Source organism: Alphaproteobacteria bacterium (assembly GCA_030739735.1).
Lineage (GTDB): Bacteria > Pseudomonadota > Alphaproteobacteria > UBA7887 > UBA7887 > UBA7887.
This window is the reverse complement of record JASLYQ010000024.1, coordinates 2,501-19,571: the sequence shown is the minus strand read 5'-3', so window position 1 is coordinate 19,571 and position 17,071 is coordinate 2,501. Positions and strand designations below refer to the sequence as shown.

At 61.5% G+C, this 17,071-nt stretch carries 18 protein-coding genes and 1 pseudogene (1 of these 19 only partly in view); all 19 read right to left on the bottom strand.

Annotation, left to right across the window (positions count from 1 at the left end):
• Positions 1 to 456: 456 nt before the first annotated feature.
• A complete protein-coding gene (locus tag QF629_11270; protein ID MDP6014104.1) occupies positions 457 to 2,145 on the bottom strand; it encodes a thiamine pyrophosphate-binding protein in 1,689 nt (562 codons plus the stop codon).
• Positions 2,146 to 2,187: 42 nt separating this feature from the next.
• Positions 2,188 to 3,273, bottom strand: coding sequence for a molybdenum ABC transporter ATP-binding protein (gene modC / locus QF629_11265; GenBank protein ID MDP6014103.1), 1,086 nt, complete (start codon positions 3,271 to 3,273; stop codon positions 2,188 to 2,190).
• Positions 3,274 to 3,276: 3 nt separating this feature from the next.
• Positions 3,277 to 3,963 carry a molybdate ABC transporter permease subunit gene (gene modB, locus QF629_11260; protein ID MDP6014102.1) on the bottom strand — a complete coding sequence of 229 codons (687 nt, stop codon included), beginning with the start codon at positions 3,961 to 3,963 and terminating at the stop codon, positions 3,277 to 3,279.
• A gap of 5 nt (positions 3,964 to 3,968) precedes the next feature.
• Positions 3,969 to 4,646 carry a molybdate ABC transporter substrate-binding protein gene (modA, locus tag QF629_11255; GenBank protein MDP6014101.1) on the bottom strand — a complete coding sequence of 226 codons (678 nt, stop codon included), beginning with the start codon at positions 4,644 to 4,646 and terminating at the stop codon, positions 3,969 to 3,971.
• Positions 4,647 to 4,849: 203 nt separating this feature from the next.
• Positions 4,850 to 5,209: a LysR family transcriptional regulator gene (locus tag QF629_11250; protein MDP6014100.1), complete on the bottom strand. Its 360-nt coding sequence runs from the start codon at positions 5,207 to 5,209 to the stop codon at positions 4,850 to 4,852.
• Positions 5,210 to 5,237: 28 nt separating this feature from the next.
• Positions 5,238 to 5,684 carry a DUF192 domain-containing protein gene (locus QF629_11245; GenBank protein ID MDP6014099.1) on the bottom strand — a complete coding sequence of 149 codons (447 nt, stop codon included), beginning with the start codon at positions 5,682 to 5,684 and terminating at the stop codon, positions 5,238 to 5,240.
• On the bottom strand, positions 5,681 to 6,745 hold the full coding sequence (locus QF629_11240) for a WD40 repeat domain-containing protein (protein MDP6014098.1): 1,065 nt from the start codon (positions 6,743 to 6,745) through the stop codon (positions 5,681 to 5,683). Before QF629_11240 ends, QF629_11245 begins: the two co-directional genes overlap by 4 nt.
• Positions 6,746 to 6,834: 89 nt before the next feature.
• Positions 6,835 to 8,007, bottom strand: a complete 1,173-nt coding sequence (gene metC / locus QF629_11235; protein ID MDP6014097.1) for a cystathionine beta-lyase — start codon at positions 8,005 to 8,007, stop codon at positions 6,835 to 6,837.
• A gap of 1 nt (position 8,008) precedes the next feature.
• Positions 8,009 to 8,350: a hypothetical protein gene (locus tag QF629_11230; protein MDP6014096.1), complete on the bottom strand. Its 342-nt coding sequence runs from the start codon at positions 8,348 to 8,350 to the stop codon at positions 8,009 to 8,011.
• A 12-nt stretch (positions 8,351 to 8,362) separates the two neighbouring features.
• Positions 8,363 to 9,217 carry a 3-mercaptopyruvate sulfurtransferase gene (sseA, locus tag QF629_11225; GenBank protein MDP6014095.1) on the bottom strand — a complete coding sequence of 285 codons (855 nt, stop codon included), beginning with the start codon at positions 9,215 to 9,217 and terminating at the stop codon, positions 8,363 to 8,365.
• Between the two features lie 51 nt (positions 9,218 to 9,268).
• Positions 9,269 to 10,015, bottom strand: a pseudogene (locus QF629_11220) (alanyl-tRNA editing protein).
• Positions 9,945 to 10,946 carry a cysteine synthase A gene (locus QF629_11215; GenBank protein MDP6014094.1) on the bottom strand — a complete coding sequence of 334 codons (1,002 nt, stop codon included), beginning with the start codon at positions 10,944 to 10,946 and terminating at the stop codon, positions 9,945 to 9,947. The pseudogene QF629_11220 and the gene QF629_11215 overlap by 71 nt, the downstream one beginning before the upstream one ends.
• 19 nt (positions 10,947 to 10,965) lie before the next feature.
• Positions 10,966 to 11,799, bottom strand: a complete 834-nt coding sequence (locus QF629_11210; GenBank protein MDP6014093.1) for an ABC transporter permease — start codon at positions 11,797 to 11,799, stop codon at positions 10,966 to 10,968.
• A 65-nt stretch (positions 11,800 to 11,864) separates the two neighbouring features.
• Positions 11,865 to 13,055 carry an amino acid ABC transporter substrate-binding protein gene (locus QF629_11205; GenBank protein ID MDP6014092.1) on the bottom strand — a complete coding sequence of 397 codons (1,191 nt, stop codon included), beginning with the start codon at positions 13,053 to 13,055 and terminating at the stop codon, positions 11,865 to 11,867.
• Positions 13,055 to 13,981 (bottom strand): PQQ-dependent catabolism-associated beta-propeller protein, encoded by a 927-nt coding sequence (locus QF629_11200; protein MDP6014091.1) that lies wholly within the window; start codon positions 13,979 to 13,981, stop codon positions 13,055 to 13,057. The genes QF629_11205 and QF629_11200 overlap by 1 nt, the downstream gene beginning before the upstream one ends.
• Before the next feature lie 90 nt (positions 13,982 to 14,071).
• Positions 14,072 to 14,833: an ABC transporter ATP-binding protein gene (locus QF629_11195; GenBank protein MDP6014090.1), complete on the bottom strand. Its 762-nt coding sequence runs from the start codon at positions 14,831 to 14,833 to the stop codon at positions 14,072 to 14,074.
• Positions 14,830 to 15,675 carry an ABC transporter ATP-binding protein gene (locus QF629_11190; protein ID MDP6014089.1) on the bottom strand — a complete coding sequence of 282 codons (846 nt, stop codon included), beginning with the start codon at positions 15,673 to 15,675 and terminating at the stop codon, positions 14,830 to 14,832. Before QF629_11190 ends, QF629_11195 begins: the two co-directional genes overlap by 4 nt.
• Positions 15,672 to 16,442, bottom strand: coding sequence for an ABC transporter permease (locus QF629_11185; GenBank protein MDP6014088.1), 771 nt, complete (start codon positions 16,440 to 16,442; stop codon positions 15,672 to 15,674). The genes QF629_11190 and QF629_11185 overlap by 4 nt, the downstream gene beginning before the upstream one ends.
• Positions 16,439 to 17,071, bottom strand: the 3' portion of a protein-coding gene (locus QF629_11180) for an ABC transporter substrate-binding protein (GenBank protein MDP6014087.1). 363 nt of this gene lie beyond the right edge of the window; the window shows 633 of its 996 coding nt (coding positions 364-996); the start codon falls outside the window, past its right edge; its stop codon occupies positions 16,439 to 16,441. The genes QF629_11185 and QF629_11180 overlap by 4 nt, the downstream gene beginning before the upstream one ends.

Genomic DNA, 17,071 nt, shown 5'->3' with positions numbered 1-17,071 from the left:
ACGCTAAGGGCGCGGTTTGTTGCGCGGGCAGATGGTTAGCCTGCCGCGTCTACAATATCATTTATCTTGAGCAGTTCTTGGCCTTCGGTGAAGGAGCGCGCCCGCTTCTGATCTCGCCAGTTGGTGTTGAAGAACGGTGTGTGCATGCGGTCGGAAAAATCTCAGTCATGCGCACGTTCGTGCCAGCCAACTCGACACGCATTTTATGCGACATCATATATATGCCGCCCTTGATGCTGCTATAGGGTGGCGCGTGTAAGGGACAGAGCCCAGCCACCGAGCTAATATTGACAGTGTAGTTTAGGCCGCGCTCGACACCGGGGCCAAGCTGCTTCGACCAGCCCATCACCAATTTCGGTAGAACCACGATCGGCGCTATCGCAGCGAGGGTCAGCAAGTACCCGCGGGGCCCTGATAGTGTCGGCGTGGACGTGGATCTGCCATGGGCCTCGCCTGCTATGTGTTGGTGCGTTCCCGCGCCGCGTTGCGGATGGAGGACAATGTCGTGCGTGTCGTGATCACCTCAGGCTCGAGCCGCACCTCGATCACCGCCGCCGTGCCGGAGCCACGGGCCCGCGCGAGAGCCGGAGCAAAATCGGCCGTTCGCTCTACCACATCGCCATGGGCGCCGTAGGCTCGGGCGAGGGCGGCAAAATTCGGATTGGTGAGATCTGTGGCGATGGGTCTGTCCGGGTAGTTGCGCTCCTGATGCATGCGGATGGTACCGTAGACGCCGTTGTTGATCAGTATAATGATGGGGCGTGCCTTGTGATGCACGGCGGTGGCCAGCTCCTGGCCACTCATCAGGAAGCCGCCGTCGCCGACGAAGCCTATCACCTCACGTTCGGGTGCAGCGACGGCTGCGGCCACAGCCGCCGGCACGCTGTAGCCCATGGCGCCGAGCGTTGGAGCCAGCTCGCTAGCATGGCGGCGGAAGCGCCAGAAGCGTTGCGGCCAGCCCGAGAAATTACCGGCATCGATGGTGATCACCGTATCGTCCGGCATGACGTTGCCGAGATGCGCCATGATAGCTGCCATGTCGACCTCGCCTGGCAGGGTATCGGGCTCGCGGTTGGCCTCGTGATCAGCGTGTGCGGCTTTGGCCCAGTCGCGCCAGCGGGCTCCACCCACCGGGTCCATGGTGCGCGCCGCATGTGCGAACTCTGCCATGCCGGCGACCACTGCAATATCGGGCTGGTAGACGTGACCTAGTTCCTCCGCCTCCGGATAGACGTGGACCAGGGTCTGTAGCGGTACTGGCTGTTTGATGGCGGTGTAATCGCGCGTCGTCATTTCGCCAAGGCGCGCGCCGACCGCCAGCAAGAGGTCGGCTTCTCTGACCCGGGCTATAAGCTTGGGGTCGACGCTGGTCGAAAGGTCGCCGGCATAGAGTGGATTGGTATTGTCGAACAGGTCCTGGCGGCGGAACGAGACGGCGACCGGCAGGCCATTAGCCTCGGCAAAGGCAGCGATATTGGCGGTTGCGCCATGCCAGCCGCCGCCGCCGAGGATCATCAGGGGCCGCTCGGCGATGGCAAGCTTTTCACGCAGCGCCGCCATCGCCGTCGGCGAGGGATAGGCGTGTACCGGCGTCGCCGGGAGACCGTCCGCTACCTGCACGGTATCAGTCAGCATGTCCTCGGGCAGGGCGATGACCACGGGGCCTGCACGGCCAGAGGTGGCGGTACGAAAAGCGTAGTGGACGATCTCAGGAATGCGCGCGGCATCGTCGATTTGCAACGCCAGCTTGGAGATCGGTGGCGCGAACATTTGCCGAAAGTCGATCTCCTGAAAGCCCTCGCGGCCCATGACCTCGCGCGCCACCTGGCCGATAAACAGCAGCATCGGCGTTGAATCCTGCATCGCCGCGTGCACGCCGATCGACGCATTGCAGGCCCCGGGCCCGCGTGTAACGAAGCAGATGCCAGGCTTGCCGGTGAGCTTGCCATAGGCCTCGGCCATGAAGCCTGCGCCGCCTTCCTGGCGGCAGGTAATCATGCGAATCTGGTTGCGGGCGCCATAGAGCGCATCGAGCGCCGCCAGATAGCTTTCGCCTGGCACGCCGAAGACATGGTCTACATCATGCTGTCGCAACGCATCGATTAGGATTTCGCCACCCGTGCGCGGCGCCGGCAATTCGGACACGAGAAACCCTCCGTTGGATACGGCGCCCAACTTATCCGACAGCTAGCTCCTTGGGTAGCGCTCGATGGCGACGCTTTTGATCAGAGTGTGGACATGGGTGCCGGGCGTGAGTCCGAGATTGGCAAGGGCAAGGCGCGTAACCTCGGACCAGAGTCGCATGCCTGGCGCGATTTCGACGGCTACGTCGACAACGCCTTCGGCGCGGGGTTCGATGGCGACGATAGCACCGTCAAAAACATTGAGCACGCTCATGCGCTCGGGTGCGTCCAGGGCCAGCGCCACGTCGCGGGCCCGCAGGCGCAGGCGCACAGCTGCGCCCACGGGTGCATCGAGGCGGCCGATAAGCAAATTGCCGGCGCCGGTTTCCAGCTCGCTGATGCCGTTGTCGGTATCGTGGCCAACGATACGGGCGGCTATAACCGTGCCAACATCGCCAAAGCCCGCATCGGCGAGGTCTGGCCGGCTGGTGATGGTTTCGACATCGCCATAGGCCCGCACGCGGCCCGCCTCCATCACGGCGATGGTATCGGCCAGCTGGAGGACTTCGCCTATAGCATGGCTGACATAGACGATAGGCGTTCCGAACTCGCCATGCAGGCGTTCGACGAAGGGTAAAATCTCCGCCTTGCGTGCCGCATCGAGCGAGGCCAGCGGCTCGTCCATTAACAGCAATCCCGGGCTCGCCAATAAGGCGCGGCCGATGGCGATGCGCTGCTTTTCGCCACCCGAGAGCTTCGCCGGGCGACGCTCGAGCAGCGGCTCGAGGTCAAGCAATGCTACAACCTGATCGTAGGCGACGTGGCGACGCGCCGGCGATACACGCCGCAAGCCATAATCGAGATTGCCGCGCACGCTAAGGTGGGGAAATAGTCGCGCATCCTGGAAGACATAACCTAGACGCCGGCGCTCTGGCGAAACATTGACGTTCATCTCGGAGTCGAACAAAACTCGGCCATCTACTACAATGCGTCCGGCGTCAGGGCGCCGCAATCCGGCAATGCTGTTGAGTAGCGTGCTCTTTCCGGAGCCAGAGCGGCCAAACAAGGCCATTATACCGGGCTCGGTAACCGATAGTGTGGCGTCGAGCGTGAAGTTGCCAAGGCGATGGCTGATGTCGAGCGCAAGCATATGTCAGTTTCCGATATGCGCGCGCATCCGCCGCGCGAGAATCTCCGAGCCCAGAAGAGCCACCAGAGCCAAGACCACGGCGATTGCCGCTAGGCGCAGCGCCTGCGCATCGCCTCCAGGCACCTGGGTGTAGGTGTAAAGGGCGATGGGTAGGGTGCGGGTCTCGCCGGGAATGTTGGACACGAAGGTGATGGTGGCGCCAAACTCGCCCAAGCTGCGGGCAAAGGCGAGGATCACGCCAGTCAGCACGCCCGGTGCGATAAGCGGCAGGGTGACTGTGCGGAAGACCGCGACGCGTCCGGCGCCCAGGGTGCGCGCGGCTTCCTCTAGGCCGCGGTCCATACTTTCGAGCGACAGGCGAATGGCGCGGACCATGAGCGGGAAGCCCATGACGGCGGCGGCTACGGCAGCGCCCTGCCAGGTGAAGGCAATCGTCACGCCGAACCAGTCGTGAAGCGGTGCGCCGAGCGCACCGTTGCGGCCGAACAGCACCAATAGCGCATAGCCTACGACAACCGGCGGCAGAACCAACGGCAAATGGATGATGCCGTCAAGCAGGGTCTTGCCGGGGAAGCGCTGCCGGGCCAGCACCCAGGCAAACAGAATACCCAACGGCAGGCTGACGCTGACGCTCAAGAACGCCACCTGCAGGCTGAGCCGTATGGCCTGCCATTCCTCAGGGCTGAGCATGCCTGTCAATGCACTACGAAGCCGTAGCTTTCGAAAATTTCGGCGGCTGCCTTGGTCAAGAGAAAGGCATGGAAGGCGCGTGCCGCCTCGCTCGCCTGTCCCTTGATGAGCGCCAGGGGATAACGGATGGGCGCGTGACTGTCAGCGGGAAGGACCGCGACAAGGCGGCAGGTGGCACAGACGCGGGCATCGCTCTCATAGACAATTCCAAGCGGTGTCTCGCCGCGCTCTATTAGGGCCAGGGCCGCACGCACATTGGGCGCGCGCACGCTCCTTGGCGCGATAGCCTGCCATATCCCCAGGCTTTCGAGTGCGGCGCGGGCATATCGCCCGGCTGGCACATGGTCAGGGTCCGCCAGGCCGAGCCTGCCGTCGCCGAGCCAGTCAGCGAGTGGGAAGCCGGGTGCAATGGCGCCCACTGGCGGTTCGGTGTCAGGTGAGGCTAGCAACGCTAGGCGGTTGCCGAGCCAGTTGTGTCGCGAGCCCATCTCTAGAAGGTCGAGGGAATCGAGGCGGTTCATCCAGGCGTCGTTGGCGGACAGGAACAGGGCCGCTGGTGCACCGTTCTCGATCTGCCGTGCCAGGGTAGAGCTTGCCGCAAAGGAGGCGACCACGTTGCCGTCATGCACCTCTATAGCCTCTAACACCGCGTCGCGCGTGCTGGCGGCGGCGAAAACAAGCACCTGCTCCGCCCAAACGGGGGAAATCCAGCCGAGGAGACACAAAAAGAAACACACCCTTCCGCCGATTAAGCGGAAGGGTGTACGGTCAAGGGGGATCAAGGAACGACACATCAGATAACTCCGGCCGCGACCTGACGTTTGAAGGCTGTTGTATATCCTCGAATATAGTGATCGATATATATAGAAAAATATAACGCTTGTTGTCAAGCATTACGCTCCTCATCGTCGGTGGTCGGCGGATCGTCCGAAAGAAGCGTTGAAAAGTTTCTGATTTGCTCGCTTACACTCTCGATCGCGGTGCGTTCCATGGCGTCGTAGCGTGCCAGCACCTCGTCACCGAGCGCCGTCACCTTCGCTCCGCCGCCACCGCGCCCGCCGGGATTGGCCTCGACCACGGGGGAGCGAAAGCAGCGGTTCATGGTGTCACAAAGCAGCCAGGCGCGGCGGTACGACATGCCGAGTTCGCGCGCCGCGGCCGATATCGAGCCGGTCTTGCCAATTGCCTTGAGCAGCGCGACCTTACCGGGCCCGACCGCAATCTCGGGGCCGAAAAGAATCCGCATGCGAAGCTTGCGCTGTCTGCCCACGGGATCAGGGTTCGAAGGTGCGGTGGATGACGATATCGCCCGGCATGATGCCGAAGCGCTCCGTCATGCCACCTTTGATCTCGATGACTGCGCGCGCGGGCCCTTTCGAGCTTATGGTCTCCAGCGACAATGGCGTCGTCCAGCGCGCGATATGGGTAATGACGCCGTATTCATCGACAAACAGCATGTCGAGCGGGATTAGCGTGTTCTTCATCCACATGGCGATAGGGCCCGTGCGGCCGAAGTCGAACAGCATTCCGGCATTGTCGGCTAGCTCAGTGCGGAACATCAGGCCGCGCGCCATCTGCCGCTCACCTTCAGCTAGCTCGATCTTAAAATGGAGGCGCGTCTCGCCGGTCTCGATCCAAAGCTCATCGCTGAGGAATACTGGTTCCTCGGCGCTGGCAGGGGTTGCCAGGAGGATAAGCACGACGATAGCCAGACACCTCACGACCAGCCTTCTTCCAGCTCGCGAAAATCGAATATAGCGACATCTTTCTCGCCGGCTGCCGCCAATCTAGTTCCGTCCGGTGACCAGGCGAGCGCCCGGGTTGTGGTGCCACTGGCATGGCGCACCATGCGCCCACCGCCGTCCCGAAGCTCTGCCAGAAGCACGCAGCCGTTGTCATAGGCTACCGCGACTAACGCGTGATACGGATGACAGGCTAGCGCACTCACCTGACTCCCGCTCATCGGTGCCAGTCGCGCCGGGGCCTTCCAGCAAAGACTGTTGGGCTTATCATCTGATTGCCAACAGAGTAGACCGGTCTCGCCGTTACCGATAAGATACTTGCCGCTGTTGCTCCAGGAGAGCCTTGCGGCACGGCCCAGCAAAGTCATCTCGACAAAATTCCCTTGGCCGGCAAATTGCCAGCAGGTGGTGGTGGCTTCGCTGCGCGCCGCAAGGCGGCTGCCGTCAGTTGACCAGATGAGATCATGCACAGCAGAGCAATAGAGACGCTGCGTCGAGAGATAGCTTCGCGGTCGCCAAAGCAGCACAGAGTTAACCTCGCCGATGGCAATGGTTTGCGCATCCGGAGACAGCGCCAAGGCGGAGACCGTATGGCCCTGGAACTGTGCAATCTCGCGGCCGGTGGCATCGAGCAGCCAGGTGCCTGTGGACGTCGCTACTGCAAAACGGCCGGCAGCGCCGTCGAGGGCTAGGGCGCCCTGGCCTTCGGCACGAGGCTCGTAAAGCTCGGCCGCGAAGCCGCCGCCATCGATCATCACGGCGCGGCCGTCGGCGCCGAGGCTTGCCACCTCGCCGCCGTCACCGGGGGTCAGCATGCGTACCGCGCCGTTGTGAATGGGTTCACCGATCATGCGCCGCGTGTCGTAGCTGTTGAGCATTACCAGGCGCACGCTGCCGTCGACAAAACCGAAAGCGGCGTGCTCGCCGTCGCCCGTGAACGCCGTCGCTGTGGCGGCGCTGCCGACCTGCCAGCGGGTCAGGCCGACGCCCGGCGCATTCGCTGTCTCCGGCCGACCCAGTGCCAGTGCCGGGAGCGCCATTAGCCGCCTTCTGCCCACATGGGCCTAACCTTGCGGTTCCATATCATGTCGAACAGGGGAACAGACCCGGCCGCATGACGCAAGTGCCCTTAGCGTGCTGCGTCGTAGCGCACGAGGCTGGCTTCGAGGTCGGCGATGAGATCTTCGACGTCCTCAAGTCCAGCATGGATGCGAAGGTTCTGACCTTCGTCGCTCCACGCGGACGCCGTGCGATGGGCTGCTGGGTGGGTGGGCACGATCAGGCTCTCGTAGCCGCCCCAGGAATAGCCCATGGCGAATAGACACATGCCGTCGAGCATAGCCGCCAGCGCCTTCTTCGGTCCCGGCTTGAGCACTAAGCCGAAAAGTCCGCTGGCGCCGCTGAAGTCCCGCTGCCAGAGCGCGTGCCCTGGATCGTTCGGCAAGGCCGGATGCATGACGCGCGTCACCTCAGGCCGGGCTTTTAGCCATTCGGCCAGTGCCAGCCCGGTCTTCCAGTGGCGCTCGAGCCGAACGCGCAAGGTGCGCATGCCACGCAGGGCCAAGTAGACGTCGTCCGGACCCGCCGAGGCACCGAGGTCATATGCGGCGGCTCGCACAACGCGATGCTGCTCCGCCCTGGTAGTGATTACCCCGAGCATGGCATCGGAATGGCCGGCGATATATTTGGTTGCGGCCTGAATAGAGACATCAGCGCCGAGCGCAAAGGGATCGCAATAAAGCGGGCTCGCCCAGGTGTTATCGCACATCACGATGCAGCCCTTAGCGTGCGCTGCCTTGGCGATGGCAGGGAGGTCCTGCACTTCGAAGGTCTCTGAGCCTGGTGATTCGATAAAAACCAGTTTTGTCTCGGGGCGGATCAGCTCGCCGATGCCGGCGCCGATCAATGGATCGTAATAAGTTGTCTCGACGCCGAAGCGGGCGAGGAAACCGTCGCAAAAGGTGCGTGTCGGGGCATAGGCGGTGTCCACCATGAGGAGATGGTCGTGGCGCTTTACGAAAGCGGTCAGTGCCGCCACCAGCGCCGCCTTACCTGAGCCGCAGAGCACGGCACGGTCGCCGCCCTCGACCGCCGCTACTGCCCGTTCGAGCGAGAAATGGGTCGGCGTACCGTAGCGCCCATAATAGGTCACGCCAGCGTCGAAGCGCTTGCGTGAGGTCTCTTCGAGAGCCGCTAGGCTTGGATAGGTGATGGTCGAAGCGTGATAGACGGGCGGGTTGACCACCCCGTGGTTCTCCTCGGGCGTCCGTCCGGCGCCGATCAGAACCGTGTCCTTCTTCATCTTAACCTTCGGCCTCCTGGGCCTTGATGGCTTGGATCACGGGCCAGAAGTCGTAGCCCGCATAGACCTCACTCTTAAATGTGGTGTAGCTACCAGATTCGAGCGCGCGGTTAACCTCGCGCACCTTGGCCGGCGGCACCATCAGGGTCACGACGTGGCCGAAGCTCATGAGCTGGTACCAGCTGCGCACCTCCACGCCCTCGGGCGGAAAGTTCTTAAAGAAGCCGTTCTTGCGCAAGTTCGCACCCATCTCGTCGAGGGTGAGATGCTGCGTATGCTTGAGAAAGATCGTCAGCATCACACGCTCGCTGTCGGATGCGATTGTGCCAGGATTCATAGCCATGCCCTGCCTCCCTTAGCCTTGGTCGATGGGTGTGTCTTCGCAACCGCCCCATTCGGTCCACGAGCCGTCATAGACTGCCACGTCGGTCTTGCCGATGAGGTAGAGCCCAAGCGCTAGAATGCAGGCTGTGACACCGCTGCCGCAGCTTGTGACAATGGGGCCGTCGCAGTTGATGCCGCTTTTGTCATAAAGCGCCCGCAACTCGTCGGCCGGCTTCATAGTCTTGTTCTCGGGCTCGTAAAGCTCGGGGAATGGCAGGTTGAACGAGCCCGGAATACGGCCGCCACGCAGTCCCGCCCGGGGCTCTGGCTCGGTCGCCGCGAAGCGTCCGGCGCTACGGGCATCGAGCACCTGTTCACGCTGGCTCTTCACATTGCTCAGGACCTGGTCGATATCGCGCACCAAGAGCCCGTTGCGCCGGGCGGTCAAGCGCCGCTCCTGCGGGAAAACCCTTTGGTCATTGATGGGTCGTCCTTCGTCTAACCACTTGGGCAAGCCGCCGTCGAGCACCGCAACATCGTCATGACCGAAAACACGAAAGGTCCACCAGACGCGTGCCGCGCTGCCCATGCCGGTGGTGTCATAGACAATGACCCGCGTGCCGTCGCCAAGACCGAGTGCGCGCATGCGGCTGGCGAATTTGGCAGGGTTAGGCAACATATGTGGTAGGCCCGGGTCGGTATCGGCAATCTCATCGATATCGAAGAAGACGGCGTCCGGAATATGTCGCGCGTCATATTCTGAGCGCGGGTCGCGCTCAAGCTGTGGCATGTGCCACGAACCGTCGACCACGCACACGTCTGGTCCATCAAGATGCGCCGCCAGCCATTCTGTGGAGACGAGTGCATCTGGATTCACGTAGGTCATAGTTGCTTTCCTATTGTTTTTGTCCATCAGCACTAGATTGATGCGACGGTTATGGCGGCCCTTGTTCTCGATCTTGCCGATGCGTAGATGCCCGATCTCGACGGTACGGGAAATATGGGTTCCGCCGCAGGCTTGTATATCTATGCCGGCGACCTCGATCAGGCGCACTCTCCCGGCGCCGCGCGGCGGTGCTACCGACATGGTCTTGATCAATTCAGGTTGGGCGTCCAGCTCGGCATCACTGATCCAGCATGCGCTGACCTGGTGGTCCCCGGCAACGAGGCGGTTAAGAGCTTCGGTCAGTGCTTTCTTGTCGAGCGAGATATCCGGTAGATCGAAATCAAGACGGCTCTTCTCAAGGCCGACGCTACCGCCGGTCACGGCACCGTCGACCAGCGACGACAATAGATGCAGCGCGCTGTGCGAGCGCATGAGGCGATAGCGCCGCGGCCAATCGATAATCGCGGTCACGGCATCACCTGCGGTGGGGAGGCTGGCACTCTCGGTGGGGATATGGAGGACGTCATCGCCATCCTTGATCGTATCGCCGATCCCGACGCGGCTGCCGTCGGTGCCTTCCAACCACCCAATATCGCCCGGCTGGCCGCCGCCGCGGGCGTAGAAGACAGTACGGTCGAGCCGAATGCTGCGCTTGTCGACGCCCGTCACGCGGGCTTTGCAGCGCTGAGCATAGGCGTCGTCACGGAAGACCAGCTCGGTCACCGCGCTATGCCATCCAGTCGGGCACTGGCAGATCCTTTGAGCGCAGGAAGTCCGGGTTGAAGAGGCTGCTGGCATAGCGATCACCGTAATCGCAAAGCACGGTGACGATGGTGTGTCCGGACCCCATGGCCTTAGCCATCTTGATGGCGCCCGCGATGTTGATGCCCGTGGAGCCGCCGAGCACCAGTCCTTCGCCTTTGATCATGGCAAATATCTCCGTCAGCGCTTCCGTATCGGTGACCTGCTGCGCATCGTCGACGGGTGCGCCTTCGAGGTTTGCCGTGATGCGGCCCTGCCCGATACCCTCGGTGACCGAGTTGCCCTCGACGACCGGTGCGCCCGGCTTGTAGAGCTCGTAGATCTTGGCGCCGAGGGGATCCGAAGCCCAGACTTGAATCTCGCGGTTGCGCTCTTTCAGTGCGATAGCGGTACCGGCCAGCGTGCCGCCGGTGCCGACGGCGCAGGTGAAGCCGTCGACTTTGCCGTTGGTTTGACGCCAAATCTCGGGCCCGGTGCCGTCGATATGTGCCTGGCGGTTGGCGACATTGTCGAACTGATTGGCCCAGATCGCCCCGGCCGGTTCCGTGGCCGCGATCTCGTCCGCCAGGCGGCCAGAATATTTGACGTAGTTATTGGGGTCCGAATAGGGCACGGCGGGAACCAGGCGAAGGTCGGCGCCACACATGCGCAACATGTCCTTCTTTTCCTGGCTCTGGGTCTCAGGCATGACGATGACAGATCGATAGCCGAGCGCGTTGCCGACCAGCGCTAACCCTATCCCTGTGTTACCTGCGGTGCCCTCTACGATGGTGCCGCCAGGCTTGAGCACACCACGCTTCTCCGCATCGCGCACGATGAACAGCGCCGCGCGATCCTTCACCGACTGACCGGGGTTCAGGAATTCACATTTGCCATATATCTCGCAGCCGGTGAGTTCGGAGGCGCGCTTGAGGCGTAACATAGGCGTGTCACCTACGAGATCGGTGAAGGCAGGTTTAATATCCATGGGAGTCTCCCGGATTGCCTTAGGCCGTCTGCGGGCTACGCCGCACGAAGCCGCGCTGGGGGTCGTAGCCGTAAATGGCGCCGATCAGGAAGGCCACCGTGCAGGCACAAACCACGAGCGCGCCAAGGCCGTAGAACTGGCCTTCTCCGGCATAGCGCACCAGCTGTACGCCATAGGTGAAGGGATTGAACTGGGCGACCCACCAAACCACATCGGCACCGTTCTCCAACAGTCGCCATAGCGGGAACAGGGCAGGTGAAATAAAGAACATCGGGAAGATGACGAAATTCATCGTTCCGGCGAAGTTTTCTAGCTGCTTGATATGCACAGAGAGCAACAGCCCGAGCGCACCCAGCATCATGCCGGTGAGGATCAATGCCGGTAGCGCATAAAGCCAGCCCAAGGGATCGACAAACGCCACTTGCAGGCCGGTAAACATGTCGAACGGCAGGCAGATCAGCAAGAAGGCATACGCCTGTATCACAGATAGAAAAGTGCCCGAAAGCAGCTTGGCCGTGAGCAGGTACCAACGCGGTAGCGGTGCGGTGAGCAAGAGCCGCATCATGCCCATCTCGCGGTCGTAAACCATCGACAGCGACGACTGCATGCCGCTGAATAATAGCACCATGCAGGCGAGGCCCGGCAGGATGTAGTATTCGTAGACGACATTCTGCTGCGGGTAGGGATCGCCGGCATCGATACCAAAGGTGTTCCGAAATCCGAGCGCGAAGACAAACAACCATAGCGCCGGACGGACGAAGGCGGAAAACAGTCTGCCCTTTTGCTGCAAGAATTTGATCACCTCGCGCCGGCTCAGGGCGACGAGTGCCGTGACCGCATGATCGGCTCGCATTATCGGTTATCCTCCCCCTCGGATGCGATTGTCGTCTCAGCTATTAGCGTTCTTGGAGGTGACCGTCAAAATCCGCAAGCCATTTCGCGCTCGCTCTGACCCAAGGTATCAAGGTCGTTGGTGCGATGTTTGAAGCCCTCGATGGGGGCGCGGGCACTGACCCAGTCCTGGGTTGCTAGCATGATCGGCTGGCGCAGCTGGTTGTTCCAGATGCGGAAGCTCATGCCCGGGCCTTTGGAGCCGTCGACACGCATCTTCTCACTGCGGAAGTAATCGCGGATGTCGGCGACGTTTCGCGATTTGGTACGGGCGACCGCCTCGCCGATCGCCTTCATAGAGACCCAGGCACCCCAATCCGCCTCGCCCATCCGGCGGCTGTGCAGGCGCTCGAAGCGGCCATGCACCTGCGGTGCGCCGTGGCGGGTGTAGGACCAATGCCAGATGCGCGGCACCAGACCGGAGGCGCCGACGACCGGTGCCGGCTTGCGGGTGCGATGCGGCACACTCAGGGCGAACTCGCCGTGTACGTCCGCGACGAACACAGCGTCGTAATCTTCGGAGCCGGTCAGAAAATCAAGATCGTTCATCTCCCGTGCCCGCGGATCGTTTCCCAGCACGAAGAGTCGCGCATCGACAATCTCCAGGCCGAACAGGTCGGCTGAGCGCGTAAACGCGGCCACGCTCTCCACGTCCTCAGCCAGCGGACCCTGAAGCACGATAATCTCCTGCCAGTTCCGTTCCTTAAGATGCTGTGCCAGAGCATCGGTCAGCATGGCCCGGCTGGCCGCTATATGAAACAGATTTGTTTGGCAATCTTCATTGCGCAAGGAGTCTCCAATGGCAGTCGCATTGAGCAGCAGAATATTCTCTGCGGCCAAAGCAGCGGACACTTCGACTAACACTTTGGATGGGGCGTCAAGCACGAAAACGGCGGCACCCGCTTCACGCATACGCGCGATCTCGCTCAGTATTCCGGCCGTATTGGTGACTCGGGCATGATCCATTGCAAACGAGGTCTTGGCCACGCGCTTCAGGCGAGAGAGATCTTCCATACCAAGCTCTGCCCCCGCCAACCCGCGGCGGTCGACGATCGCGGTGGAGGAGCGAATATCGACCGGATGGATGCCCCACTCGTCGTAGCGAGGATCCTCAGCCATATCGAGGTAGCCGATGGTCATGGTGGGCGCACCGTCATCCTGGGCCAATGCTAGCGGTGCTGTCATCACTAGGACGAGGCTTGCGAGTAGTCTACGCATCAGTCGTCGATCCGCACTGTGTGCGGTGTGCGGCCCACCGATATGGCGTTGATCGCGCGGTTGTCGTCAGTGTCGATGATGGTGACGTCGTCGCTGGCGCCATTCGTCACCACGAGCAGGCTTTCGTCCCGGTTGAGCGCTGCGCCCCAGACGCGGTCGCCGGCGAGGATATATTCCTCAACCTCGCGGCTGGCCACGTCGACTACCGCTACGTGGCGGGCACGACCGAGGGTGACATAGGCCGTCTTGCCATCCTTGGTCATGGCGAAGTCGACCGGATTGATATCTTCCTGGCGCATACCCCGCTTTTCAAAATAGACTTGGCCGAGTGGTGAGTAGGTCTGGGCGTCGAGAATGCTCACCGTGCCGCCGAGTTCGTTAGTCACCCAATATTCTTTGTTATCAGGGGTTACGATGCCGCGGCGTGGCCGATTACCGACCAGCACTTCGTCAATAATTTTGCCGACCCAGGGGTCGATGATAAGGACCGAATTGGTGGCTTCCGAGGTGACGAAGACAACCTTGCCATCGTGGCGAAAGGTGATGCCCTCGGGCTCGACACCAACATCCTCTATCACGCGCAGCTGCTTGCCGCTGACGACGTCGGTGACCGTAACCTCGTTATCGTCTTCGTTGGCGACCACCAAGATCTTGCCAGACGGGTCAAGCTGGAAGATTTCCGGATCCTCACCGGCCTCGATGGTGCCTGCAACCTCGAGCGTCGCAATGTTGATCACTTCGATATGGTCGTCGCCACTGGTGGCAACATAGAGGCGTGTGCGGTCCGGGCTAAAGCGCATGTCGCGGGGGCGATCGCCCGTCGCGATAGTCTTGATCACCTCGAAACTGCCGCCGTCTATAACGCTGACTGTGTCGTCGGATTCATTACTGACAAAGATATAGCCGGTGCCGGCGGCAAAGGTCATCCCGTTGCCGGTAAGACAGATAATGAGTCCGGCAAGTGCTAATCGAATTGAAGTTCGCAAAGTCTCTTTCTCCCACTTCGTGGAATCGTTTTAGCTGTCTTTCTGGCCGGTCAGCGCGACGAAGGCATCGTGCAGATTGGCTTTTCCGGTTTCCTCGATCAGAGCCTGCGGGTTGCCGCTGGTCAGGACGCTGCCGCGGTGCAGAACCACCACACGGTCGGCCATTTCGGCCTCATCCACCAGATGTGTAGCCCAAAGGATCGCCATCTTGCGTTTGCGCCTGAGTTCCAGAACATAGGCCAGCAAGTCGCGGCGGCTGGTTGGGTCGAGGCCGACGGTCGGCTCGTCCATGAGCAGAACCTTGGGCCGGTGCAATAGTGCTCGTGCCAGCTCCACCCGGCGGCGCTGGCCACCCGACAGTGCGCGCGACTTGTCATTGGCGCGATCGGCGAGTTTGAGTTTTTCGAGTTCATAGTGGACACGTTGCTGCCCCTCGGCACCGCCGATGCCGTGTAGGTTCGCGTGGAAGCGTAAGTTCTCGGCCACCGAGAGATCAAGGTCGAGGGTCGGTTGTTGGAAGACCACACCGATGCCCGACAACGCCGGCACCGCGTTGTTGCTGATATTGGTACCGTCGACCTCGATGCTGCCGCCGTCTGCCACGAACAAACCTGTCAGCAGCTGAAAGAGGGTCGTCTTGCCGGCGCCATTGGGGCCGAGCAGTGCCGCAAACTCGCCCTCAGACAGCGCTATGTTGGTACCGTTGAGCGCCTTGCGCTGGCCGTAGCTTTTCTGCACGTCGCGAGCTTTCAGTGCCCAACGTGTTACCGTCTCCGTGGGAACTTCGTTCATCTCGGTTCTTCCCTCACGTGCCGGTCGCCCGGTTGCTCTTTATTTCCCAATGCCAGCGCTGGTGAATTCGACACGGAATTTAGACCTTGCAGAATCAGGCGATTGCCCGCCAGAAGCTGCTGACGGTAGTTCTCGATGCGCGGGTCTTCGACATCACGCGGCCGCTTGATGGGTACGGGTTCGTCAAGGATCACGCGCGACGGGGCGTCCGAGAGAAACAGGATACGATCCGCTAGATAGATCGCCTCGCGCAAGTCGTGGGTGACGAATAGCACTGTCGTCGGTTGCGCCCGCCAGAGCTGCAGTAATATGCCGCGCAAATGGTCCGCGACCGGCCCATCGAGAGAGATAAACGGCTCGTCCAGCAAGAGCAACTCCGGTTCGGTAACAAAGGCGCGAGCAAGGGCCACGCGCCGCTGCATGCCGCCGGAAAGCCGGTTGGGATATTCGTCGAGACGATCGCCGAGCTTCATTTCCTCAAGCAAGGCTTCGGCGCGGCCTCTATCGGCTTCTTGCGGCGGTAGCACAAGGCTCACGTTCTCGCGTACCGTCGCCCACGGCAATAGCCGTGGCGTCTGGAACATGTAGCTAATGCGCGATGTTTTCGCGTCGCTTTTGCCGCCGAACTCAATCGCGGCCTGGGCAGTATGGTCGAGGCCGGCAACCACATTGAGCATGGTGGTTTTGCCGCAGCCCGAGGGGCCCACGATGCAAATGAACTCACCCGCGGCCGCATCGAAGCTCAGCCCCTCGATAGCAAGCCGGTCAGGTTCGTCCGTCGTCATCGAGGGATAGGCCTTGCGGTCAATGCGAACCGAAAGCTGCGAGCCCGCGGCAGTCATTTTCGCCACCGGGTCAGGCGCCGCTCCAGCGGCTCAACGAAAGCGATCTCGATCAGCAGCATGACCACGATAAAAGCCATGGTGTAGGCGAGTAGGCCGGCAATATCGAAATACTGGAAGAAATGGTTCATGCGGAAGCCGATGCCGCTGGAGCCGCCGAGCAACTCCACCACCAGCACGATCTTCCAAATCAACGCCACGCCCGAGCGTCCAGCAGCCATCAGATAGGGATAGAGCTGGGGCAGAAAAAAGTGGAAGAATGTCCGTTTCCAACCGATCCGAAAGATTTCCGCCACTTGCAGCAGGTCACGGTCTATGGCGCGGGCGCCCTCGCGTAAGGTGACCACGACGTTGGGAATTTTGTTGAGGGCCACAGCGACGATAAAGGAAACCTCGTTAATGCCGAACCAGAGAAGGCAAAGGATAATCGTGACCAAGGCGGGGATATTTAGGAACAGGATTAGCCAGCCGTCGAACAGGTGATCGAGACGGCGGTTGAATCCCATGGCGATGCCGATGGCAGTGCCGATGACCATCGCCAGCAAAAAGGCGGTAAAGACTCGGAAAAGCGTGAGGCCGAGGTCGCTAAGCAGAGGGCCGTCGGTGAGCTCGATCCAAAACGTGCTTGCCACCCGCCAAAGGTCCGGCAACTCGCGCGACTGCAACAGCAGTGCTGCAACCTCCCAGATGATCAGCAGCGACAGGAAAGAGATCAGCCGCAACTGTGCGGGGCTTGGCCCGCGGGCTATGGTGGCAGCTCGTCTCATGGCGTCCCCTGCCAGACGGTTCCGGAAGCGAGCTGGGTGCTCTGACCGACCAGTTCACGCCCGCCAAGCTTGGCGACGATGGCGAAAGCGGCTGCGATGGCATCGCGTTGTGTGGCAGCGCTCGTCTGCGGCACCCCGTCTCGATAGCCCTGGCGGAGTGAGGCCAAGACCGCATCGTTCTCGGCGCGGGTCATTGGGCGCAAGCGCTCCCATTCGTCATCAGACTCAACAAGGATTTTGCGGGCTGCCGCCGAGGCTGCGAGGAAACCCTGCAAAGCCTTAGGATTTTCGGCCGCCCACGATTCTCGGAAGACATATCCAATCAACGGCAAGCGACCTGCTACGCCGAGCGCGGGAAGAATGTCTTGGACGCGCAGCAACTCGACGCTGTCGCCGGCACGCAGCCGAGCGGTGTAGTTCCAGAAGTTTAGTACGCCGTCGAACTCACCCTGTAAAAACTTCTCCTGTAATAATGGCGGTGCACCGTGTATGGCCTTGACCATGTCCGCTGGGTCGAGACCGTGCTTCTCGATCATGTAGGCGCGCAGCAGCAGCCAGCTCTTGTCGACCGAGCCGCCGGCCACGCCGAGCACCTTGTCATCAAGATCGGCTAGGCTATCGATGCCGCG